Annotated in this window: 19 protein-coding genes; 10 read left to right on the top strand and 9 right to left on the bottom strand. The window is 72.0% G+C overall.

Features of this window, described 5'->3' with window-relative positions:
- Nucleotides 1-210: 210 nt before the first annotated feature.
- Nucleotides 211-1,401, top strand: coding sequence for a methionine adenosyltransferase (gene metK, locus ElP_RS00375; protein ID WP_145266212.1), 1,191 nt, complete (start codon nucleotides 211-213; stop codon nucleotides 1,399-1,401).
- 259 nt (nucleotides 1,402-1,660) lie between these two features.
- Here metK and ElP_RS00380 read toward each other — a convergent pair whose 3' ends face one another.
- Entirely contained in the window at nucleotides 1,661-2,776 is a 1,116-nt protein-coding gene (locus ElP_RS00380; RefSeq protein WP_145266215.1) for a 6-phosphofructokinase, read from the bottom strand.
- A gap of 270 nt (nucleotides 2,777-3,046) precedes the next feature.
- On the opposite strand from ElP_RS00380, the gene ElP_RS00385 reads away from it, so the two are divergent.
- Nucleotides 3,047-3,715 (top strand): Uma2 family endonuclease, encoded by a 669-nt coding sequence (locus ElP_RS00385; RefSeq protein WP_231749370.1) that lies wholly within the window; start codon nucleotides 3,047-3,049, stop codon nucleotides 3,713-3,715.
- A gap of 4 nt (nucleotides 3,716-3,719) precedes the next feature.
- Nucleotides 3,720-4,946 (top strand): galactokinase, encoded by a 1,227-nt coding sequence (gene galK / locus ElP_RS00390; RefSeq protein WP_145266218.1) that lies wholly within the window; start codon nucleotides 3,720-3,722, stop codon nucleotides 4,944-4,946.
- Here galK and ElP_RS00395 read toward each other — a convergent pair.
- Complete coding sequence (locus ElP_RS00395) at nucleotides 4,901-6,817, bottom strand: ABC transporter permease (RefSeq protein ID WP_145266220.1); 1,917 nt, start codon at nucleotides 6,815-6,817, stop codon at nucleotides 4,901-4,903. The two genes, galK and ElP_RS00395, sit on opposite strands and share 46 nt — an antisense overlap.
- Before the next feature lie 228 nt (nucleotides 6,818-7,045).
- On the opposite strand from ElP_RS00395, the gene ElP_RS00400 reads away from it, so the two are divergent.
- The 4 genes from ElP_RS00400 to ElP_RS00415 all read left to right on the top strand — a co-directional run bounded on the left by ElP_RS00400 (nucleotide 7,046) and on the right by ElP_RS00415 (nucleotide 10,184).
- Complete coding sequence (locus tag ElP_RS00400; protein ID WP_145266223.1) at nucleotides 7,046-7,243, top strand: hypothetical protein; 198 nt, start codon at nucleotides 7,046-7,048, stop codon at nucleotides 7,241-7,243.
- Nucleotides 7,244-7,309: 66 nt separating this feature from the next.
- Complete coding sequence (locus ElP_RS00405) at nucleotides 7,310-8,521, top strand: selenium-binding family protein (RefSeq protein WP_231749371.1); 1,212 nt, start codon at nucleotides 7,310-7,312, stop codon at nucleotides 8,519-8,521.
- Nucleotides 8,522-8,568: 47 nt separating this feature from the next.
- The gene (locus ElP_RS00410) at nucleotides 8,569-9,177 is read left to right on the top strand and encodes an SCO family protein (protein ID WP_145266229.1); all 609 of its coding nucleotides are present in this window, start codon (nucleotides 8,569-8,571) and stop codon (nucleotides 9,175-9,177) included.
- A 32-nt stretch (nucleotides 9,178-9,209) separates the two neighbouring features.
- Complete coding sequence (locus ElP_RS00415) at nucleotides 9,210-10,184, top strand: diacylglycerol/lipid kinase family protein (RefSeq protein WP_145266231.1); 975 nt, start codon at nucleotides 9,210-9,212, stop codon at nucleotides 10,182-10,184.
- 28 nt (nucleotides 10,185-10,212) lie between these two features.
- On the opposite strand, the gene ElP_RS00420 is transcribed toward ElP_RS00415, so the two are convergent.
- On the bottom strand, nucleotides 10,213-11,595 hold the full coding sequence (locus ElP_RS00420) for a protein kinase domain-containing protein (RefSeq protein WP_231749372.1): 1,383 nt from the start codon (nucleotides 11,593-11,595) through the stop codon (nucleotides 10,213-10,215).
- A 228-nt stretch (nucleotides 11,596-11,823) separates the two neighbouring features.
- Between ElP_RS00420 and ElP_RS00425 the strand changes: the two genes are divergently transcribed.
- Nucleotides 11,824-12,747 (top strand): pseudouridine-5'-phosphate glycosidase, encoded by a 924-nt coding sequence (locus tag ElP_RS00425; RefSeq protein WP_145266233.1) that lies wholly within the window; start codon nucleotides 11,824-11,826, stop codon nucleotides 12,745-12,747.
- A 1,310-nt stretch (nucleotides 12,748-14,057) separates the two neighbouring features.
- On the opposite strand, the gene ElP_RS00430 is transcribed toward ElP_RS00425, so the two are convergent.
- Together ElP_RS00430 and ElP_RS00435 are read right to left on the bottom strand one after the other, a co-directional pair.
- The gene (locus ElP_RS00430; protein WP_145266234.1) at nucleotides 14,058-14,456 is read right to left on the bottom strand and encodes a hypothetical protein; all 399 of its coding nucleotides are present in this window, start codon (nucleotides 14,454-14,456) and stop codon (nucleotides 14,058-14,060) included.
- Between the two features lie 126 nt (nucleotides 14,457-14,582).
- Nucleotides 14,583-14,873, bottom strand: a complete 291-nt coding sequence (locus ElP_RS00435) for a hypothetical protein (protein WP_145266236.1) — start codon at nucleotides 14,871-14,873, stop codon at nucleotides 14,583-14,585.
- 141 nt (nucleotides 14,874-15,014) lie between these two features.
- Here ElP_RS00435 and ElP_RS00440 point away from each other — a divergent pair, with 141 nt between their 5' ends.
- Entirely contained in the window at nucleotides 15,015-15,275 is a 261-nt protein-coding gene (locus ElP_RS00440) for a DUF5678 domain-containing protein (RefSeq protein WP_145266238.1), read from the top strand.
- Complete coding sequence (locus tag ElP_RS00445; RefSeq protein ID WP_145266240.1) at nucleotides 15,272-15,721, top strand: pepsin/retropepsin-like aspartic protease family protein; 450 nt, start codon at nucleotides 15,272-15,274, stop codon at nucleotides 15,719-15,721. Before ElP_RS00440 ends, ElP_RS00445 begins: the two co-directional genes overlap by 4 nt.
- Before the next feature lie 13 nt (nucleotides 15,722-15,734).
- On the opposite strand, the gene ElP_RS37460 is transcribed toward ElP_RS00445, so the two are convergent.
- From ElP_RS37460 to ElP_RS00460, 4 genes are all read right to left on the bottom strand, one after another.
- Nucleotides 15,735-15,908: a hypothetical protein gene (locus ElP_RS37460; RefSeq protein ID WP_197446606.1), complete on the bottom strand. Its 174-nt coding sequence runs from the start codon at nucleotides 15,906-15,908 to the stop codon at nucleotides 15,735-15,737.
- 48 nt (nucleotides 15,909-15,956) lie between these two features.
- On the bottom strand, nucleotides 15,957-16,211 hold the full coding sequence (locus ElP_RS00450) for a hypothetical protein (protein WP_145266242.1): 255 nt from the start codon (nucleotides 16,209-16,211) through the stop codon (nucleotides 15,957-15,959).
- Between the two features lie 437 nt (nucleotides 16,212-16,648).
- On the bottom strand, nucleotides 16,649-18,610 hold the full coding sequence (locus ElP_RS00455; protein WP_145266244.1) for a hypothetical protein: 1,962 nt from the start codon (nucleotides 18,608-18,610) through the stop codon (nucleotides 16,649-16,651).
- 257 nt (nucleotides 18,611-18,867) lie between these two features.
- A complete protein-coding gene (locus ElP_RS00460; RefSeq protein ID WP_145266246.1) occupies nucleotides 18,868-20,238 on the bottom strand; it encodes a hypothetical protein in 1,371 nt (456 codons plus the stop codon).
- Nucleotides 20,239-20,538: the final 300 nt, after the last annotated feature.

The raw sequence follows: 20,538 nt of genomic DNA on the forward strand, positions 1-20,538 counted from the left end.
GCCGCGGGGAGAGCCGGCCGGGCCGTGGCGTCGGGCCGACGAGCAAGCCCGGCTTGGCTTTACAGCGCGGCGGGGGCCCTGATAAACTCGCCCGACGAATGGAGGCAGTCCGCGGCACGAGGGGGGGAGGAGGCCGTCCCCCTCGACGTCCCGACCGTCGCCGCAACGGCCCGACCGGCATCGCAACCCGACCGGAGGAGAGGTCTGCACGTGTCCGATAATAATCGCTATCTGTTCACCAGCGAGTCCGTTTCGATGGGCCATCCCGACAAGATGGCCGACCAGATCTCCGACGGCATCCTGGACGCCATCTTCGCCCAGGACCCCCACGCCCGGGTCGCCTGCGAGACGCTGCTGACGACCGGGCTGGTCGTGCTGGCCGGGGAGATCACGACGACCGCCACCGTCAACTACCCCGACGTCGTCCGCCAGGTGGTCCGGGAGATCGGCTACACCTCCAGCGACATGGGCTTCGACGCCGACACCTGCGGCGTGATGGTGGCCCTGGGCAAGCAGTCGCCCGACATCGCCATGGGGGTGAACGAGGACGCCGCCTCGGGCAAGGACATCGGCGCCGGCGACCAGGGCCTGATGTTCGGCTTCGCCTGCGACGAGACCCCCGAGCTGATGCCCCTGCCGATCGCCCTGGCCCACCGCGTGATCAACAAGATCACCGAGGCCCGCCAGAGCGGCCGGGTCAAGTGGCTGCGGCCCGACAGCAAGAGCCAGGTCACCGTCGAGTACGACGGCGGCAAGCCGGTGCGGGTCGACACGGTGGTCGTCTCCACCCAGCACGACCCGGGCGTCGACCACAAGACGATCCGGGAGACGATCATCAAGGAGGTGATCGAGCCGGTCCTGCCCAAGGACATGGTCAAGGGCGAGCCGACCTACCACATCAACCCGACCGGGAACTTCGTGGTCGGCGGCCCCCACGGCGACGCCGGCCTGACGGGCCGGAAGATCATCGTCGACACCTACGGCGGCTCGGGCCGCCACGGCGGCGGCGCCTTCAGCGGCAAGGATCCCACGAAGGTCGACCGATCGGCCGCCTACATGGCCCGATACGTCGCCAAGAACGTGGTGGCCGCCGGGCTGGCGAGGAAGTGCGAGGTGCAGCTGGCCTACGCCATCGGCGTCAGCGCCCCGGTGAGCGTCCACGTCGAGACCTTCGGCACCGGCACCCTGCCCCACGACCAGATCGAGGCCCTGATCCGGGAGCACTTCCCGCTGACCCCCTCAGGGATCATCACGCACCTCGACCTGCGCCGGCCCATCTTCCGCAAGACCGCCGCCGGCGGCCACTTCGGCCGCTCCGAGCCGGAATTCACCTGGGAGAAGACCGACAAGGCCGACACCTTGAAGCAGGCCGCCACCGCCGCCGCCGTGGCCGTGGCCTGACCCGTCCTGACGCTTCGGTCCACTCCTCGCACGCCCCGCCCCCGTCGAGCATCGCCCGGCGGCGGCGGGGCGGCGTTCGTCCCGGGCGTAGGGCGATCATCGCGGAGGTCGACGCGCCGCCGGTGGGGCGTCCCGGCGTCCGCGTGATCGGGGAGGCCCGGGGCCGTTGCTCGACGGCCCGATCCTCCTGGAGGAGGGCCGAACGGAGGTCGGGCGCGGGCCGGGGCCGGACGCCTCGGCCCCGACCACCCGGCCGTGGTCAGTCGCCGAAGCAGATGCCCAGATCCCGGCCGGTGAGCATGGTGTCGCAGTCCAGGGGGACGGACTTCATGCGGTGGGTGGCGACGTCGAGGGGGACGTACTTCACGTCGGGGGGGTCGAGGGCCACCATCACGCCCGTGTGGTCCGTGGCGAGGGCGCGGACGGCGGCGGCGCCGAAGCGGAGGGCGAGCAGGCGGTCGGAGGGCTCGGGGGTGCCCCCCCGGAGCAGGTGGCCGAGGACCACGGTCCGGACGTCCCGGCCGGTGGCGGCCCGGATCCCCTCGGCGACCTTCTCCCCCATGCCCCCGAGCCGCTCGACCCGGCCGGGCTCGCCGGGGACGAGCGAGACCTCCCCCCCCTTCGGCCTGGCCCCCTCGGCGACGACGACCATGGTGAACGGGCGGCCGAGGCGACCCCGGGCCTCGACCTTGCGGGCGACCGGCTCCAGGTCGAAGGGGATCTCGGGCATCAGGATCACGTCGGCCGAGCCGGCGATGCCGCAGTGCAGGGCGATCCAGCCGGCATAGCGGCCCATCACCTCGACCACCATCACCCGCTGGTGGGCCTCGGCGGTGGAGTGCAGCCGGTCGATGCACTCGGTGGCGAAGGCGACCGCCGTGGCGAAGCCGAACGTGACGACCGTGCCGTCCAGGTCGTTGTCGATCGTCTTGGGCACGCCCACCACCCGGACCCCGCGGCGGCTCAGCGCGTGGGCGATCTCCATCGAGCCGTCGCCGCCGATGGCGATCAGGGCGTCGATATTCTCCAGCAGCCGCTCGGCCAGCTCGGGGGTGCGGTCGACCGGCTCGACCGAGCCGTCGGGGCGCGCGACGGGGTAGCGCAGGGGGTTGTTCTTGTTGGTCGTGCCGAGGATCGTGCCGCCGAGGTGGGTGATGCCCCGCACCCGGTCGAGCGTCAGCGGCATGAGGCCGCCGTCGTGGAAGCGATCGGGGACGAGGACGCCGTCGAAGCCGTCCCGGATCCCCACGACCTCCCAGCCCCGGCGCAGCGCCGAGACGACCGCGGCCCGGATCACCGCGTTGAGCCCCGGGGCGTCACCCCCGCCGGTCGAGATGCCGATCCGCCGGATCGGCGCCGCTGCCGCAGTCGCCATCGTCGTCCGCTCCCGGCCCCGGCCGGGGATCGCCCGGCCCGACGGACCAATCGAATCCAGAGGTTCTCGCGAAAGAATTCAATCGGGTGGGCCCATTGTACCGCGCCCCGCCTCGCCCGAGGAACGGCCTCACGGCCGGAGGACCGCCGGCGACCCTCCCCCGCCCCGGGCCGAGCGGGCCGGGGCGGATGGCCGGGCCGGACGCCAGCCCGTACAATCGGGCGAGGCCCGCCCGGGCCGCCTCGCATCGAACTCGGGGGAGTACCGCCCTTGGCCTCGACCACCCACGCCCCGACCATCGCCACCGACCCGCCCCGGACCGTCGCCGAGCTGCTCGAACGGCTCGGCGGCGTGCCGGCCGATCGCGTCCGATTCCGGCCCACTCCGGGGACGGCCACGGAGGAGGATCTGGTCCGAATCATCGACCGCGAGAACATGCCGTGCGAGCTGGTCGAGGGAGTCTTGGTGGAGAAGACGATGGGCTATCGTGAGTCCCAAATCGCGGTGATCATCGCGGCGTTGCTGCTCCAGTTCGTCCGCCCACGCCGGTTGGGCATTGTCCTTGGAGAGGCGGGGACGCTCCGCATCCTGCCCAATCTGGTCCGCATTCCAGATACATGCTTCATCTCCCGGGACCGGTTCCCGGGCGGCAAGCGGCCGAACGAGCCGATCCCAGACCTCGCACCCGACCTCGCCGTCGAGGTGATCAGCAAGAGCAACACGAAGGCGGAGATGGATCGGAAGCTCCGCGAGTACTTCGAGGCCGGGACCCGGATTGTCTGGATGGTGGACCCGAAGTCGAGGACGGTTCGCGTCCACACCGGGCCCTCGGCGAGGCAGTCGACGGTGAAGAAGCTCGGCGACCGGCTCGACGGCGGCGAGGTGCTGCCGGGGTTCGCCGTCGGGGTGGCCGAACTGTTCCCCGACGAAGAGGCCTGAGACGATGCCCACATCCCCCGACGCCCGAGCCCGGGCCGCCTTCCGCGACCGCTTCGGGGCCGAGCCGACGAGCATCGGCCTGGCCCCCGGCCGGGTCGAGCTGCTGGGCAACCACACCGACTACAACGGCGGCCTCGTGCTCGCCTCGGCCGTCGACCGGGAGACGGCGGTCGCCGGCCGGGTGGTCGGGGGGCGACGCGCCCGGATCGCCTCCGAGTCGTTCGAGGAGGTCTACGAGTTCTCGGTCGACGACCCGACGCCCGACCCCTCGGGCCCCTGGGGCCGGTACGTCCGGGGGGTGGTGCTGGCGATGGCGAGTCGCTTCGGCCCGATCCGTTCGGGCTTCGAGGCGACCGTGGCCGGGGACGTGCCGGTCGGGGCGGGGCTGTCCAGCTCGGCGAGCCTGGAGGCCTCGGCCGCGATGTTCCTTATCGGCGCCGGGCTCGTCGACCCCGGGCCGATCGACGACGCGGCGAGGATGGACCTGGCCCGCCTGCTCCAGAAGGCCGAGAACGAGTACGTCGGCGTCGCGTCCGGCCTGCTCGACCAGTTCTGCGCCCTGCTCGGCCGGGCCGACCACGCCCTGATGCTGGACTGCCTTTCGCACACGCATGATCGTGTGTCGATGGGAAATCCCGCCCCGGCGATCGTCGTCTGCGACTCGAAGACTTCCCGGAGGCTGGCCGACGGCATGTACAACCGGCGCCGGGAGGAGTGCGATCGGGTCGTCTCCTACTTCCGGGAGCACCCGCCCGCCTCGTCGCTGGGCGACCCGTACCGCCCTCCCCCGCCGGTCGAGTCGCTCCGGGACGTCACGCTCGCCGACCTGAACGCCTACTGGGACCGGCTCGACCCGGTCGGCCGGCGACGGGCCCGGCACGTCCTGGCCGAGAACGATCGGGTCCGCCGGGGGGCCGAGGCGCTGCGTCGGGGAGACGCGGCCTGGCTGGGCCGCCTGATGTCGGAGTCCCACGAGTCGAGCCGGGACGACTTCGAGAACAGCTCATCGGCCCTGGATGCGTTGATCGAGGCGGCCGGATCGGCCCCCGGCTTCCTCGGCGGCAAGCTCAGCGGGGCCGGCTGGGCCGGATGCACGGTCAACCTCGTGGCGGCCGAGCACGCCGGGGCCTTCGCCGAGGCGGTGGTCGAGGGCTACGCCCGACGGACCGGGACGAGGGCCGAGGCCTACGTCTGCCGGGCGGCCGACGGGGCGAGGGTCGTGGGGCCCTGAGGGAGAGGCAGGTCTGGGCCCGACTCCAGCACCACGGTCGCCCGGCCCGCATAGTCGGGATTCTCGTCCATCCGGCCGAGGTGTCGGTTGAAGCCGGAGAGCGTCCGAGCGACCAGCAGGGCGGCGAGCATCGTGTTGAGGACCAGCCAGATGGCCCCCCAGGTCAGAATCTCGGCGGCGTTGTCGTACCGCCAGCCGTAGGAGCGGTACGAGGTCCACTCGACCATCGGGTCGAGCAACCGATGCGAGCCGTACCAGGGGGCCTGGAGCAGGAGCGCCTCCAGCCCCCGCTGGCGCGGGCCCGTGCCCAGGCCCATCACCACCACCAGCAGCGGCCAGCCGAAGCTGAGCGCGCCGAAGGCGGCGACGCTCAGGCCGACGGCCCGGCCCTGCTTCTCGATCCTCGTCGCCAGGAGCACGCCGAGGCTGGTGAGGATCGCCCCCTGGGAGAGGATCAGGCCGATTGTCAGCGTCGGTTCCAGCACCTTCAGGTTCTTGACCCCGAGCAAGACGGCCACCGCCGCCGGCATCAGGGCCAGGAACAGGACCCCGCGATAGGCCCCCCACCACTTTCCCCAGACGATCTTCGAGGTCGGCAGGGGCGTGCTCATCAGGATGTCGAGGCTCCCCCTCGCCCGCTCCTCCGACATCGAGGTCGACGAGGAGACGCTCAACAGCAGCAGCCCGTAGGTCACCGTGAACCCGTTGGCGACCCCCAGCAGCCACTCGCTGAGCATCGGCCGGCCGGGCATGGCGGCGTCGACGATCAACGGCAGGTAGAGCACCACCGACGTGATCACGAAGATGTGCCAGAGGATCCGCTGCGGCAGGCTCGGCGCGTTGCGGTGCCACTCCCGCCAGAGCACCGGGTTGGCGTCCAGCGAAGGCCCCGGCAGCCACCCCCGCCCGCCGAGGCCCTGTTCCGGTTTCCTCCTCCCGAATTGCGGCAGCCGGAGGTACTTCGTCGCCTTCCTCGGCCGGCCGAGCTGCCCCAGGTAGACCCGCCGCAGCGACCGGACCGAGACGAGGGCCATCACCCCCGAGCCCAACGCCGACAGCCCGAGGAACCGGAGCTGGTCGGCCAGCGTGACCGTCCCCGGCGCCGAATAGGGTGCGAGGACCATCCAGAAGGGATGCAACGGGGCCAGCCACGAGGGCGGCATGCCCAGGGAGAGCCGGGCGCCGGGCTCGAACAGCAGGAAGAGCACTGGCAACCAGGATGGCTGGCCGCCGGGTCCGCCCATCAATGAGAGCCCGAACAGGGCGACGATTTCGCCGGCCGGCACCAGCAAGAGCCACATCGTCAGGGCGAAGTAGGCCCCCATCAACGCCCCGTGCGGCTTCCGGGCCCAGACCGAGATCATCAGGGCCCCCGAGCAGCACAGCAGGGCCGTGCCCGCCGTCACGGCGACGGCGCCGAGCACGGCGTTCGGGTCCAGGCCGCCGAGCAGGCCGCAGATCATCAAGACCGGCACCCCCGTGGCCAGCAGCATCCCCACCGGGACGAGCCGGGCCAACAGCTTGCCGAAGACGATCTCGGCGTCGCTCAGATCCGTCGTCAGCAGGTGCAGCAGGCTCCCCCTCGCCTTCTCCTGGCAGATGGCGCCGGAGGTCACCGCCGGGGTCACCAGGCAGACCAGCCCGAGCTGCGTGAGCGCGTAGGAGACGTAGAGCGACGTGCCCAGCTGGCCCAGCACCGAGAGGTCCATCACCCGGCCGGCGAACCGCTCCCAGACGGCCCAGATGCTCAGCAGCAGGACCATGCCGAAGAGCACCCGGCCGGCGTAGAGCTGCCAACGCCTCGACCCGGTCAGCCACTCCCAGGCGAAGACCGGCCCCGGCCCCAGCCTCCATCGGCGTCGGCTCTGCATCGCATCATCCCCGGGAGTTGCCTCGGACAGTTGTCGCCCTGTCCGCCATCATGCCCGTCGGGGCGACCCGGACGCAAGCCCCGATCCGAAAGCCTTCGGCGCCGAGACGGCTCGATGCCGGGCGGCCCCGGTTCTGGTAGAGTGATGGCCGAGCGGCCCGATCGGTCCGGCGGCCGTCCGGCCGCCCCGGGGACGCCGAGCGGGCCTGACACGCGGCGGAGGTCGGCCATGACGCTGATCAAGATCGGCGGGACGTATCTGAACATGGAGCTGGTCACCGAGATCCGGGACACCGGTGTCGACGTCGAAATCTTCTTCAACACCCAGAAGGCGACGACCCTCCGCGGCGCCGAGGCCGAGACCTTCCGCCGATGGCTCGACTCCACCGCCTTCGACCCGCTCTCGGAATTCGGCGACGGCGAGTGATCGGCCCGACTGCCGGCCGGACCGCGATGACCCCGAGGACTCCCGCAAGGAGGATCTGATATGGTCGTGCCCCGATTCCGAACCCCGGCGCTGCTTGGCCTGGCCCTGGCGATCCTGGCCGCCCCGGCCGCGACCCGGGCCGAGACGTGCCTCTCGCCCTACGTCAAGCGGCTCGACCGGCCGGAGAAGTACCTGTACGTCTTCTGCGTCGACGCCGACGCGCAGGAGAATGACTTCGTCATCACCGTCGACGTCGACCGCGCCAGCCCCTCCTTCGGGACGATCATCCACCGGCTCGACCTCGGCTCGAAGGGGAACGAGACGCACCACTGGGGCTTCACCGACGACCGGACGCGGATCTGGGCCGGCGGCCTGTTCTCCAGCCGGATCTGGATCCTCGACGTGGCGACCGACCCGGCCGCCCCGAGGGTCGAGCGGGTGCTGGACGGCGTCTCGGCGGAGACGGGCCTCTCGGGGCCCCACACGTATTACGCCCTCCCCGGCCGGATGCTGATCAGCTTCCTCGGCGCCGCCGACGGCGGCCTGCCCGCCGCCCTGGCCGAGTTCACCAACGACGGCGAGTTCATCCGCCGCATCGACCAGCCCGAGGAGGCCCCCTACGGCTACGACGTCGCCGTGAAGCCGGAGCTGAATCGGATGGTCTCCAGCTCCTTCACCCCGAAGCGGAACTACGGGAAGCCGTTCGCCGAGATGAGCCTGGACGACTTCGGCGACGAGCTGGTCGTCTGGGACTTCAAGTCCCGGACCCCGCTGCAGGTGATCGAGGCGGGGCTGGCGCCGCTGGAGGTCCGGTGGTCGCTCAAGCCCGAGAATGATTACGGGTTCACCAATTGCGCCCTGGATCACTCGATCTACCTGTTCAAGGGCAAGGGGGACGGCTCCTACGAGGCGAAGAAGGTGGCCGACACCGCCGCCCTGCCCGCCGACCTGAGGCAGAGCCCCGACGACCGATACCTGTACGTCTCCTGCTTCGGCGGCGACGAGATCCAGCAGTGGGACGTCTCCGACCCGGAACGCCCGGTGCTTGCGAGCACGGTCGTCCCCTGCGTCCAGCCGAACATGATGCATGTGACCTCCGACGGCAAGCGGATGTACGTGACCAACTCCCTGCTCTCCACCCTCGACCGCTCGGGGAACTTCTGCGTCCGGCTGGTCCACGTCGGGCCGGACGGCATGAAGGTCGACCCGTTCTTCGACGTCGACCTGACCGGCTTCGAGACGGGCCCGGCGCGGGGCCACGACATGCTGCTGAACTGAGGGTGAGGATCTCGGGCGGGGTCGCGGGGACGAGGAGGGAGAGGAGCATGAGGAGACACCTGGCAATCCTGGCCGGCTGCCTGGCACTGACGCCCTGCGGACCTGTGGCTTCGGGGGAGGACCGCCGCCTGGCGGACATCGGCCCGGCGCCGGAGACGGCGCTGACCGAAGCCCGGGGCGGCGAGCCGTTCCGGCTGTCGGACCTGCAGTCCGAGGGGAAGGCGGCGCTGGTGAGCTTCATCTACACCACCTGCAACGGCTCCTGCCCGGCGACGACCCACACGATGTACCGCGTGCAGGAGGCGCTGAAGGAGGCCGGCCTGTTCGGGGGGCGGGTGGAGTTCGTCTCGATCACGCTCGACCCGGAGACCGACCGGCCCGAGGTCCTGGCCCGGTATGCCGAGATCTTCGCCGCCGACCCGGACGCCTGGCACTTCCTCACCGGCGAGCCGGGGGAGGTGGCCGGGGTGGTCGCCTCGTGGGACATGTGGGCGAAGGTCGGGCCGAGCGGGACGCTGGACCACCCGTCGCGGATCTTCTTGGTGGATCCGGGCGGGCGGCAGCGGGAGATCTACAACCTCCAGTTCCTGGAGCCCGAGGCGGTCGTGGCCGACGTCCGGGCGGTGCTCGGCGGCACCGCCGGCCCGGCACGCTGATTGCCTCGCAAGGGGCGGAGGACCATTATCGCATGAGCACCGAGACCGAGACCGACGCCCTGTTACGAATCGGCCGCGTCTTCGTCGTGTTGAACCCCAACTCGGGGAGCTTCGCGGGCGAGGTCCGGGAGATCCTCTGCCGGCACTTCGGCGACGAGGAGAGCGGCGCCTGCCGGATCCACCTGCTCGACGCCGGCCAGGACGTGAAGGCCCTGGTGAAGGAGGCGATCGACGGGGGGGCCCGGCTCGTCATCGCCGCCGGGGGGGACGGCACCGTGGCGGCGGTGGCCGACGGCCTGATCGGCTCGGACGTGCCGCTGGGCATCCTGCCGCTGGGCACGGCCAACGTCCTCGCCCGGGAGATCGGCCTGCCCCTGGGACCGGACGAGACCTGCGGGGTGCTCGCCTCCTCGAAGGAGACGGCCACCCTGGACGTGATGCGGGTCGGCGGCCGGCCGTTCTTCACCCAGGTGGGGGTCGGCCTGGACAGCCTGATGATCCGGGACACCGACACGGAGTCCAAGCGGCGGCTCGGCCGCCTGGCCTACCTGTGGACCGGCGCCGTCCGGCTGGCCGGGTTCCAGCCCCGGCGGTTCCTGATCCGGGTCGACGAGCAGGGGGAGCGGCTGATCCGGGCCTCCCAGGTGCTGGTGGCCAACGTCGGCACCCTGGGCCAGCCCCCGTTCCGATGGGGGCCGGGGATCCGGCCGGATGACGGCGAGCTGACCGTCTGCGTCCTGCGGGCCCGCAGCGTGCTGGATTACGGCCGCCTGGCCCTCCACGTGCTCCGGGGCTCCCAGGGGGCCGACCCGAGCACCCGCTACTTCAAGGCCAAGGACCGGGTCCGGATCGCCCTGTCCCGGGCCTCGTCCCCGCTGCCGGTGCAGGCCGACGGCGAGATCATCGGCCAGACCCCCGTCGAGGTCGAGCTGCTCACCGGGGCCGTCCGGGTCGTCGTCCCCCCGGGACTCGAGGGGAGGGAACCGGGCCGGGGTGCGTCGGGCTGAGTCGCCCCCCCGCACCCGCCGCCGGCCCCTAGCAGAACGGCCGGAGCGCCTGGCGGAGGGCGGAGGCGTCGGGGAAGCGGTCCTCGGCGTCCCGGGACAGGCCGCGGTCGATGACGTCGGCCAGCGCGGCGGGGATCTCCGGCCGTCGGCGGCGGATGGGGATCGGCGGCGTCTCCAGGACGAGCTGGACCACGTCGATCCCCTCCCCCACGTCGTCATAGATGAACTGGCCGGTGAGCAGGAAGTAGAGCGTGGCGGTGGTGGCGTACAGGTCGCCCGAGGGCTTGACCGTCTTGAAGTCGAGCATCTGCTCGGGGGGCATGAACGGGATCGTCCCGCGCATCTCCCCGGAGAAGGTCAGCCCCGAGAGGCCGATGCTCCGGTAGCTCTTGGCCAGGCCGAAGTCGGAGATCTTGGCCGCCAGGTACCCCTCGATCGTCCGGCCGATCAGGATGTTCTCCGGCTTGATGTCCCGGTGCACGAACCCCTGGCGGTGGGCGTGGTCCAGCCCCTTGAGGATCTGGCTGGCCATCCGGCAGGCCTGGTCGATCGGATACCTCCCCTTCGCCGACCGGGCGACCGACTCCAGGTTCGTGCCCTCGATGTACTCCATGGCGAACCAGAACCGGCCGCCGGTGGTCCCCTGCTCCAGCCACTCCACGATGTTCGGGTGCTTCAGCTTGCTGATGACCGACATCTCGCGGAGGAACCGGTCGATGGCCGATCGGGCGGCGGCCGACTCGGGCACGATCAGCTTCAGGGCCACCTTGCGGCCGGTCCGGTTGTGCTGGGCGAGGTAGACCACCCCCATCGCCCCCCGGCCCAGCTCCCGCAGCGTGGTGTAGTGCGGCACCGGCTGGGGGGTCATGGCCATCTCGGCCCGGCAGTTGTCGCAGAGCCAGTAGATCGACTCCGGGGCGCCCCCCTCGGGGCGGTCCTTGGCCACCTGGGTGCCGGGCGGGGCGGGCTGGCCGCAGCCGCCGCAGACGATCGAGCTGGCGCCGAACTGGGGGCGGTCGTGCTCCTCGGTGCCGACCTCGTCGGGCCGGGCCGAGGGGGGGCCCACCACCCGCTCGACCCGGATCCGGAAGAGCGTCTGACCGGCCGAGATCCGGTCGCCGTCGGAGAGCCGGGCGCGGTCGACCTGGCGGTCGTTGACGTACGTGCCGTTGGTGCTGTGCAGGTCGCGCACCGACAGCTCGCCCCCGTGGCCGACCCGCACCTCGAAGTGGTCCCGGGACAGCGAGCCGTCCTCCGGCACCGGCCCGTCGGCCAGGGCCGAGCGGCCGACGACGAACGGCTCGGGGCCGTCGAGCACGAAGGCCACCCCCTTGCGGGGGCCGTCCACGACCTCCAGCACCACTCGGATTGCGCCGCCGATGCCCGGCGCGTTGCGTACCAATGCGCTCACGCGTCCGATCCGTTGGATAGCGTCCCGGGAGGGGGTCCATGGTGCGATCCGGGGGCCGCACCGCCGGCTGAGACTTGCGAGGGGACGGGGCGTCGCCCGAGGGCCGCCGGGGCTGGTCCGGGCGGCACCCTCAGGTATAGTCTACGGAGTCGGTCCAGCCGCCGCGTCTCCAGTTTCGCCGAGCCGACCGGATTTCCAATGATTGCATGAGGCAAGACCGAAACCTCAATGATTGCACGTGATGAAGCGATCGTCATTGCGGCGGAGGTGCGGGACGCCCTCGGGTCCGGGGCCCCCGTCGTGGCCCTGGAGTCGACCCTCATCGCCCACGGCCTGCCCCGCCCCAAGAACCTCCAGGTCGCCCGGCAGGCCGAGCGGGCCGTCCGGGAGGCCGGGGCCGTCCCGGCGACGGTTGCCGTGCTCGGCGGCCGGATCAAGGTCGGCCTCGACGAGGGCGAGCTGTGCAGGCTCGCCGGGCTCGACGGCGTCCTCAAGGCCGGCCGGAGGGACCTGGCCCCCGCCGTCTCCTCGGCCCGGGACGCCGCCACCACCGTCTCGGCCACCCTCTGGGTCGCCCGACGCGTCGGCATCCGGGCCTTCGCCACCGGGGGCCTCGGGGGGGTACACCGGGGCGCCGGTGAAAGTTTCGACATTTCGACCGATCTCGACGAACTCTCCCGGGCCGACGGCTGCCTGGTCGTCTGCTCCGGGGCCAAGACGATCCTCGACCTGCCGGCGACCCTGGAGCGGCTGGAGACCCTCGGCGTCCTGGTCGTCGGCTACCGGACCGGCGAGCTGCCCGGCTTCACCAGCCCGGGCACCGGCCTCCCCCTGGAGCACCGGGTCGACGACCCCGCCTCGGCCGCCGCGCTGGTCGTCGCCCACCGCGCGCTCGGGCTGCCCGGCGCCGTCGTGCTCGCCCAGCCGGTCCCCGGGGCCGACGCCCCGGACGAGGCCGTCATGGAGGCCGCCCTCCGCTCCGCCCTGGAGGAGGCCCGCCGATCGGGCGTCTCCGGCAAGGCCCTCACCCCCTTCCTCCTCTCCCGGATCCACGCCGAGACCGGCGGCGAGAGCCTCCGGGCCAACGCCGCGCTGATCGTCTCCAACGCCGGGCTCGCCGCCCGGGTCGCCGCGGCGATCGGCCCCGGCTGACCCCCGGGCGAACCCGGAAGGCCGGGGGATCCGCCGCCCCGGCCGGGGCCGGTGCGCCCCGGTGCGCCCACATCGGACCGAGGATTTTCCTGGCCGGATCACGACTTGCGCCGACCCGATTGGCTTCGCTCCGTCGAATGGCCGCCCCTCGATTGGCTTCGTTTCGCGCCGAGGATCGTCGGGCGGGCCGGACGATCCCGGACGCCCTGACCACCGGGCCGATCCCCCGGGCAGGAGCGGGCCCGGTCGGTCCCGGTGCGCTGCGGTGCGCCGGGCCTGATCCGGAGATTGTTCTTGCAGGGTCACGAGTTGCGCCGATCGCATTGGCTTCGTTCCGAAAAATCCGCCCCCTGGATTGGCTTCGTTTCGCGCCGGATCGACTCCGGCTTCCGCTGCCCGATCTCGCCTCCCCCGAGCGGCCTGGGCCTCGCCGTTCGGGCCGGGATGAGCCGGTCGAGAGCCGTCCCGGCCGGGCTCGGTGCGCCCTCGGTGCGCCTCCGGTGCGCCAGGGTTGAACTGTGGATTTTCGCGATAGCGAAATGACTTGCGTCGATCGGAACGGCTTTGCTCCGTCAAACCGGGATGCCCGAATTGGCTTCGTTTCGTCGCGTGCCCCGGCGTCGTCCTCCGCGGTCGAAGTCGATCGGCGGTGGTCCTGACACACAAACCCGCTGATGCTTTCCGGTTCCGGAGCGTGAACCGGGCCGGTTTTCCGCTGAAAAGCCTCCGCAAACCGGAAAGCATCAGCGGGCACGTGAATGAGACCCCCACTCCCCGTTTCGAATTGCCAAAGAAGAATTTTGCCGGTTCGAATCGCCCGGTCGGCCGTCCCCTCCCCCTCTGTTGGCGACGGGGCAAGGGGCGGAAGACGGTCGGCGGGGCGAGATCCCCTCGATCATTAATATCGGGGACAGGACGCTCGGCAGTCACCCGGGAGGGCGGAATCCGGGTGGATCGTCCACGACCCGGGCCGCCGATCCGGGGGGCGGCGGCGATCCATCGCATCGGGTATTCGATCCGCCGCCGCGATTCGCTGATCGGATGACGGTCCTGGAGCGTGCAACCTCGCGCTCGACCCCGAGGGACGACCCCGATGGCGACCCGGATCCTGCACTGCGGTCGATCCTCGACCAACGACGACCCCAGCCTCGACGGGTGCGTCTTCGGGTTCCGGAACCGCAGCCAGCAAATAGGCGATCCGGTCTACCTCGTCGTCAAGCACGAGGGGGCTACGGGCTGCGGGATAAGCCCTGGATCCAGACGCGGGTCGGGCGCGTGCTGGAGCGGTCCGGGGCCGCTGCGGGGCGAGGTCATGCGTCGTGGTACGACGTGATGTCATCGACGCTACTGAATGTGAGGTGATGCCCATTCTCGAACGCCAAGGTGACGCGCGCCCCGCCCTCGATCGGCGCCATCTCGTAGTGGGAGAGGCGGACCCCGAGCAAGCCTCGCAGTGCTGCCACATCGACCACGGGATAGGACGAGTCAAGCTCGGGCGCGTCGAAGGACTGAGGCCCGCGTTCCTCGGGCCGCCAGAAGACGATGCCGAAGTCGAAGTAGAGCCGGTGCCAGCCCCCATCGAAGCAGAGATGCGCGGTGCTGGCCGGCTCGACGAGGCGACCAGCATGCCGGTACTCAACGCAGAGAATGGCATCGCACCGTAGGCCGGTGAGTCGCGGGGCATCACCGTTGACCTCCAACGGCTCCACGCGACAGCCTCCGCCACCTGACGACACAAGCTCAGCGGACGGCCCGCCAAGGACGCCCCTGATTCTACCTGAACGTGAACGGCGTCAAGCGTGTGCTGGAGCGGGCCGGAGCCGATGCGGGGTGAGTCAGGAGACCTCTGGCCACTGTTCGCTCGCGCCGAACGAGACGAGTTGTCCCCAGACCGCTGCGTACAGCGGGCCGCGTGAGCTTCCTACGAACGTGATGACGTGCCAACCGGAGCCTCGCGGGTCGGGCTGGAGGCCGACCGTAAGGTGTTCTTGGCCCATGTCGAAGTCGAGGTACAGGTCCGCGCAGTCGCCCTCGGGCGGGGTACGTTCGACCACCGAGAAGCCCGCAGCGGTCAGGAGATCAGAGAGCCCGCCGACCACGGCATCCGGGACGAAGAGAGCCAGCATCCCCATGTTCGCCCCCGTCGCCCGGTGCCCAAGCTCAGCGGACCAGGCCGCTGGTAGCGTCCCCGATTCTACCCGAAGGCGATCGGCCCGACCGGCGGTAGAATGAACGGGCCGAAGACCATCACCCCCACGGAGGCGAGGATGCCCAGGACGACCAATCCCGCGACGCCCCGCCCCGGGGCCGACCGGCACGCCATCCCCCAGGACCGATGGCCGGAGCCGGCCCGCCTCCGGCTGGAGTACGCCGGCCGCTGGGTCGCCTGGGCCGAGGACGGCCGCCTCATCGCCGATGCCGACGACTTCGAGGCCGTCCGCGAAGCGGCGCGGCGGGCGGGCGTCGAGCAGCCCGTCTGCGAATGGCTCCCCCCGATCGACCAGGCCCGCACCGTCGGCGGCGCATGAGGTTCCCTTACCAGGGCTATCCGGTCCGGGGACCGGACGGCGCCCATCTGACCCTCCTGTATCGCCCGGTCATCCCCGTCCGCATCATCGGCCCCGCCGGCGATGCCCTGGCCTACGGGCTGGTGGACACCGGGGCCGACGACACGCTCATCCCCGACCGCTTCCTCGGTCCGCTGGGCGTCCGGGTCGCCTCCGGCGGCGGGGCGACCATCGGGTCCGTCGGCGGGGCCGTGCCGGTCCGCTACGGGACGGTGGACCTCGAATTGCGGCGGCGGGGCAGGTCGCACTGCTGGTCGGCTCTGGTCGGCTTCTACGCCGGCAACCGGGTGATCCTCGGGCACACCGGGTTCCTGGAGTATGTCACGGCCTCCTTCAACGGCCAGCGGCGGTCCCTGACGCTGACGCCCAACGGTACCGCTCCGCCCCCGACCATGTCCTCGCCATGATTGGCGTTGAGAGTCAGGCCGGCTCCCCGGTGCGAAGGTCGATGCGGGACACGGCCCCCATGACATCGACTGCGACGATCTTGCCGGCAACTGCGTACTCCCACGGCGGCTCGACGAATCGCGACCATAGCTTGCGGCCGCTCACATCCCAGGCGGCCAATTCAAGCTCCGCCGCCATCAGGATCACCTGCCCGTGTCGGCTCCAGGACCAGAATCCGCAGTCTGCCTCATCCTCCTACAGCCGCGCCGGCCGTGAGAGATCGTAAGCGAGCAGCCGACGGCCGGCGCCGATGAACAGCCGGTGTACCTCAGGGATCAGCAGCACACCGGGGACGAACCCGAACCCGGCTGGCGAGTAGCGTTGGACTACGACGAGGGATGGCCACCGTCGAACCTGACCAACACTCACGAAACAGACAGACGCCCCGACCTCGTCCGCGACGCCGAAATCCTCAGCGAGCGTGGCCCGCTGCTGATAGTTGAACAGCATCTCGGGCAGGCCATCCGCCTGGCAGCAAGCAGATTTCGTACTCACCGACGCTGACGCGGAACATCCGACGCCCTGTGCCAACCGACGCCAAGGTCTACCGACCAGTCCGCCGAGGATATCCTAATTCTACCTGAACGAATGCGACCGGTGCTCTTGGTGGACTCCAAGCTGTGTCCCTCGGTCCCATCACATCGCGTCCAGGTCGGCCGGCGTGACGACGGCGACGGAAGCCGTCGAGGGTGAACCCCTCTCCACCCCCTCGGGGGAATGTACTCAATTTGAATTCGACGGAGGGGCTGGGGTCCGCGTAGCGGCCCGAGGCGATGGCTCCCGGGACCTGGGCCGCCGGGCTGCCCCGGCCGGCCACCCAGACCGATCGGGCCGTTGTGCTTGCGGCCCTCTTCCTCGGCCGAGTGTCGTCCTCTCCCCCGGGGAGATCATTCGAACGGGGGGGGTGGGGGGCGGCTGGGGCGGTCGGCGCCAGGGTCGGGGTCGGTGCCTGTGCCGGGGTCGGGAGGGGGGAGGTCGGGCTCGGGCCCCGGGCCGGCCCCGGGGTCGGCCCCGGGCCCGGGGTCGGGGATGGCGTTTGGGTCCGGGGGGGGGATGGAGGAGGCGTCGGGGGAGGCCGCCGGGGTGGAGGCGGCGGGGGGAGGGGTCGCGGAGGGGCTCGGGGTCGGGCGGGGGGAGGAGCCCCGGGGGGGGGCGGGGTCGACCCGGACGGTGCGGAGGATCGCCTCGACCTCGGCCCGGAAGGGGGCGGGGGCACTCTCGGTCATCGCCTCCAGCTCCAGGACGGCCCCGTTGGAGAACTGGGCGAGGTAGGCGGAGAAGTAGGCCTGGCCGATCTCATCGAGGGAGTAGGCGGAGGGGCGGTAGGTGATCGGCAGCTCGACCCGGTAGACCCGGGTGCCGGGCCAGTCGGCCTCGGGCAGGAAGCCCTCGGCGCCCCGGCCGAGGGTGACGCCGGGAGAGGGGACGGATTGCCAGGTCTCGGCGATGCGTTGGGAGAAGGCTTCGGGGCGGATCTCCGGGGGCTGCTCGCCCCGGGGGAAGAAGACGAGGGTGAGGTCGTCGGGCACGCCGCCGAGGGTGTTCCGGGAGAGGTTGAGGGTGGAACCCCCCATCGGCTGGATGGGGGAGGGGCGGAATTCCTGGGGGTGCTTGAAGAGGAACAGGTTGTCGGGGTCGTGGTAGGAGACCCAGGAGTTCTCGGGGGTGGGGGTCGGCGGGGGGACGGGCAGCGAGGGGACGGTGACGCCGGTAAGGTCGAGGCGGCGTTCGAGGTTCAGCTCCCGGAGCTGGGAGGCCCGGGTCATGACCCGGCCGTCGGCGTCGGGGATCTCGATGACGTTGCGCTGGGCCATCAGCAGGCGGACGACGGCCCCCTTGACGTCGACGAGGGTGGGGTCGAGCGTGGCGACGGGCCGGGAGGGGTCGTCGGCGGCGGGGGCGGGGTCCTCGAAGGCGAATTCGAGCCGGGCGTTGATGGCGCTCTGGGAGTTGACCAGCTCCAGCCGGCCGGAGACCCGGATGATGGCCCGGGAGTCGGTCTGGCCCTCGCCGGGGGGCAGGAGGTCCTCGAAGGTGGCCTCCAGCGTCCCGTTGCGGATGACGTCGCCGGCGAGGGCCTCGGCGGCCTCCTTGGGGAGGGCCCAGCTGGAGCCGACGCCGACGTGCAGCGGGGAGAGCACGCCGGAGAGCTCGGGGACGTAGACCGAGTCGTAGGCGGCGAAGCCGAACTGGGCCTGGGTGAGCGAGGGGGAGCCGGGCAGGGTGAGGATGGTGGGGGCCGGGCCGCCCTGGTCCTGCACCCAGAGGGTCTGGCCGGCGAGGCCGGCGGGGCCGAGGGGCTGGGAGTCGTCCTGGTCGTCCCGGGAGATCTGGACGGTCTCGTACTGGCGGACCAGGGCCGAGACCTGGCGGTTCTCCAGGCCCCCCACCACGGCGGGCCGCGCGGTGTAGACGACCCGGGCGGCGATCCGGGCCCGCTCCGGCGCGGCCCCGGCGACCTCGACGGACTGGTCCTGGGTCTCGAGGAAGGCGACCCGGTAGCTGCCGATGTCCTGGCCCGGGGCCTCGGGGGGCCCGTAGGCCTCGATGAAGCGGTAGCGGTCGGAGGACTCGGCGCCGGGCTCGGTCGCCGAGGGGGCCGGTCGGTCCAGGGTGTCCAGCCCGGGGGCCTCGCCGCTGCGGCCGGACCCTTGCAGGCCCGGGGCCGCGCGGGAGGGGTCCAGGCCCGGGGCCGAGGTGGGGGGCCGCGGCGGCACCTGGGCGAGGGCGGCCCGCCCGGCCCCGAGGGCCGCCCCGAGGGCCGTGGCCAGCCCGAGCGCCGGCGCCGCCATCCGGAGGGCGGCCGAGCCCCGCCGGCCCCGATTCGGTCTGCTCGTCCCGATCCTCATGTCCGCTCTCCCGCGGCCCGTCTCCGGGCCGGCGTCTGGTTCGTTGTGCCGGGGCGTGATGGGGTCCTGGTCACGGTCGGGGTGGCTGGCCGGGGGGATCGGGGAGGTGGGGGCCGTCGTCCCCGGGTGGGGGGCGGCCCCGCCCGGGCACCACCTCGACCATAACCGATCGGGCATCGGCGATCCATCATCGGGCATCGGGCATTGGATGACGAGCCTGCCTTGATCCGAGGCGGATCTCCCGGGGGCCGGGCGGTTCATCGGGGGTCGGCGGCCGGCGGGGGGAGCCAGCGGAGGGAGTCGATCAGGCGCTGGTCCCGGCGGCCGAGGCGCTCGACCCCGGAGGCCCGGAGCGTGAAGATCGCCACGAGCTGGCGGCCGGAGGCGTCGGAGACGAGGTAATAGTACCAGACGATCGGCTCGTCCCCCTGCCTGCCGGCGATCGCCAGGCGGTATCGGGACTCGCCGGGGGGGGAGGCCACTTGCCCGGCGTCGAGGACCCGGTCGAAGCGGTCCCCCAGGGCCTCGCGGACGTCGTCCCGGAAGCGGTCGGCCTTGGGCCGGGCGCCGGGCCCGACCGTGGGGCCGGCGACGAGGTCGGCCTGGGCGACGACGGTGCCGCCCTCGAAGCACCGGAGGACCGACTGGCGGTCGTCCTCGGCGAAGACGTACCAGGACCGGTCGTGCTCCAGGCGGTATCGGCCGTCGGGGGGCGTGTAGGACAGGAGCAGCCAGTCCCCGGGCAGCGGGCCGGGCGACCCCGGGGCCGGGATCGGTTCGGACCCCTCGGGGGCGTCGGAGCGGTCGACGGTCAGGGTGCTGCGGAACTCCAGGCCGGCCTCGACGGGCCCGGCCTCGCGGCGCTCGGCGCGTCGGAGGGTGATCGAGGCGACCCTCCCGGCCTCCCGGTCGAACCGGAAGGAGCCTTCGACGTCCATCCGGCCCCGGGCGCCGAGGACGGCCCCCTCGACCCGGCCGTCGAGGTCGAACTCGGCCGAGTCGCCGTCCAGGGACCGCAGGGTGACCCGGGCCGTGTTGGAGGAGAGGGCGTCGTAGCCGCTGATCCAGCGGGCCGCCGACTCGGGGACCGGCCATCCGTCCCCGGGGGCGGCCTCGGTGCCGGGGTCGGGGAGCAGGTCGGCCAGTTCGAGGGGGTCGGCGGGCACCTGGACCAGCTCCAGCTCGGTGCGGGTCAGGGGCCCCCGGGGGCTGGCGACGAGCACCTCGCCGCCGTCGAGGCGGTCGGCGACGAGGGAGGAGACCTCGGGCCTCAGGCGGATCTCCTGGGCCCGGATCGGCTCCCCGCCGCCGATGACGACCTCGGCCTCGTCCATCCGGCGGGCCGACCGCCGGGGCCGGCTGTCGTCGTCGACCTCCAGGACCTGGTCGAGGTAATCCAGCCGGGTCCGGACGGTCAGCTCCAGCGGCTCGACCGGCTGCTCGTCGGTCGACTCGCCGGGCAGGTAACGCCCCTCGGCCTCCAGGGTGACGACCACCCGGGACTGCCGGCCGGCCTCGGCCCGCTCGACCAGGGCGTCGGCGGCCTTGCGGCCCGAGGCCGGGGCCGGGTGGGCGACGACGGCCGCCAGGGCCAGCAGGGCCGGGAGCCGGGGGCGGGTCTGCAACATCCGGGCACTCCTGATCGACTCCGTCACCCGACCCCCCCGCCGTCCTGGCCGACGCGCCGGGACCGGGTCGGGGTCCTCCCGGGCCGGGGAGGACACCCCGGCCCGGGTCGTGTTCATTCCGGGCAACCTGGGTGAAATAGGGTCGTCTGCTTGGATGAGGTCGGCCCTGGCCTCCTGCGACCTGGTGACGCGTCCCCGCTTCCGATTTCGACCAGATCGGCCGCAGACCCGAAAAAATCCGGGGAATCCGGTCACGCGAATGCGTGCAACCACGAATACCCGAGGGGGGATCTCCGTCCA

This window comes from Tautonia plasticadhaerens, from assembly GCF_007752535.1.
Taxonomy (GTDB): Bacteria; Planctomycetota; Planctomycetia; order Isosphaerales; family Isosphaeraceae; genus Tautonia; species Tautonia plasticadhaerens.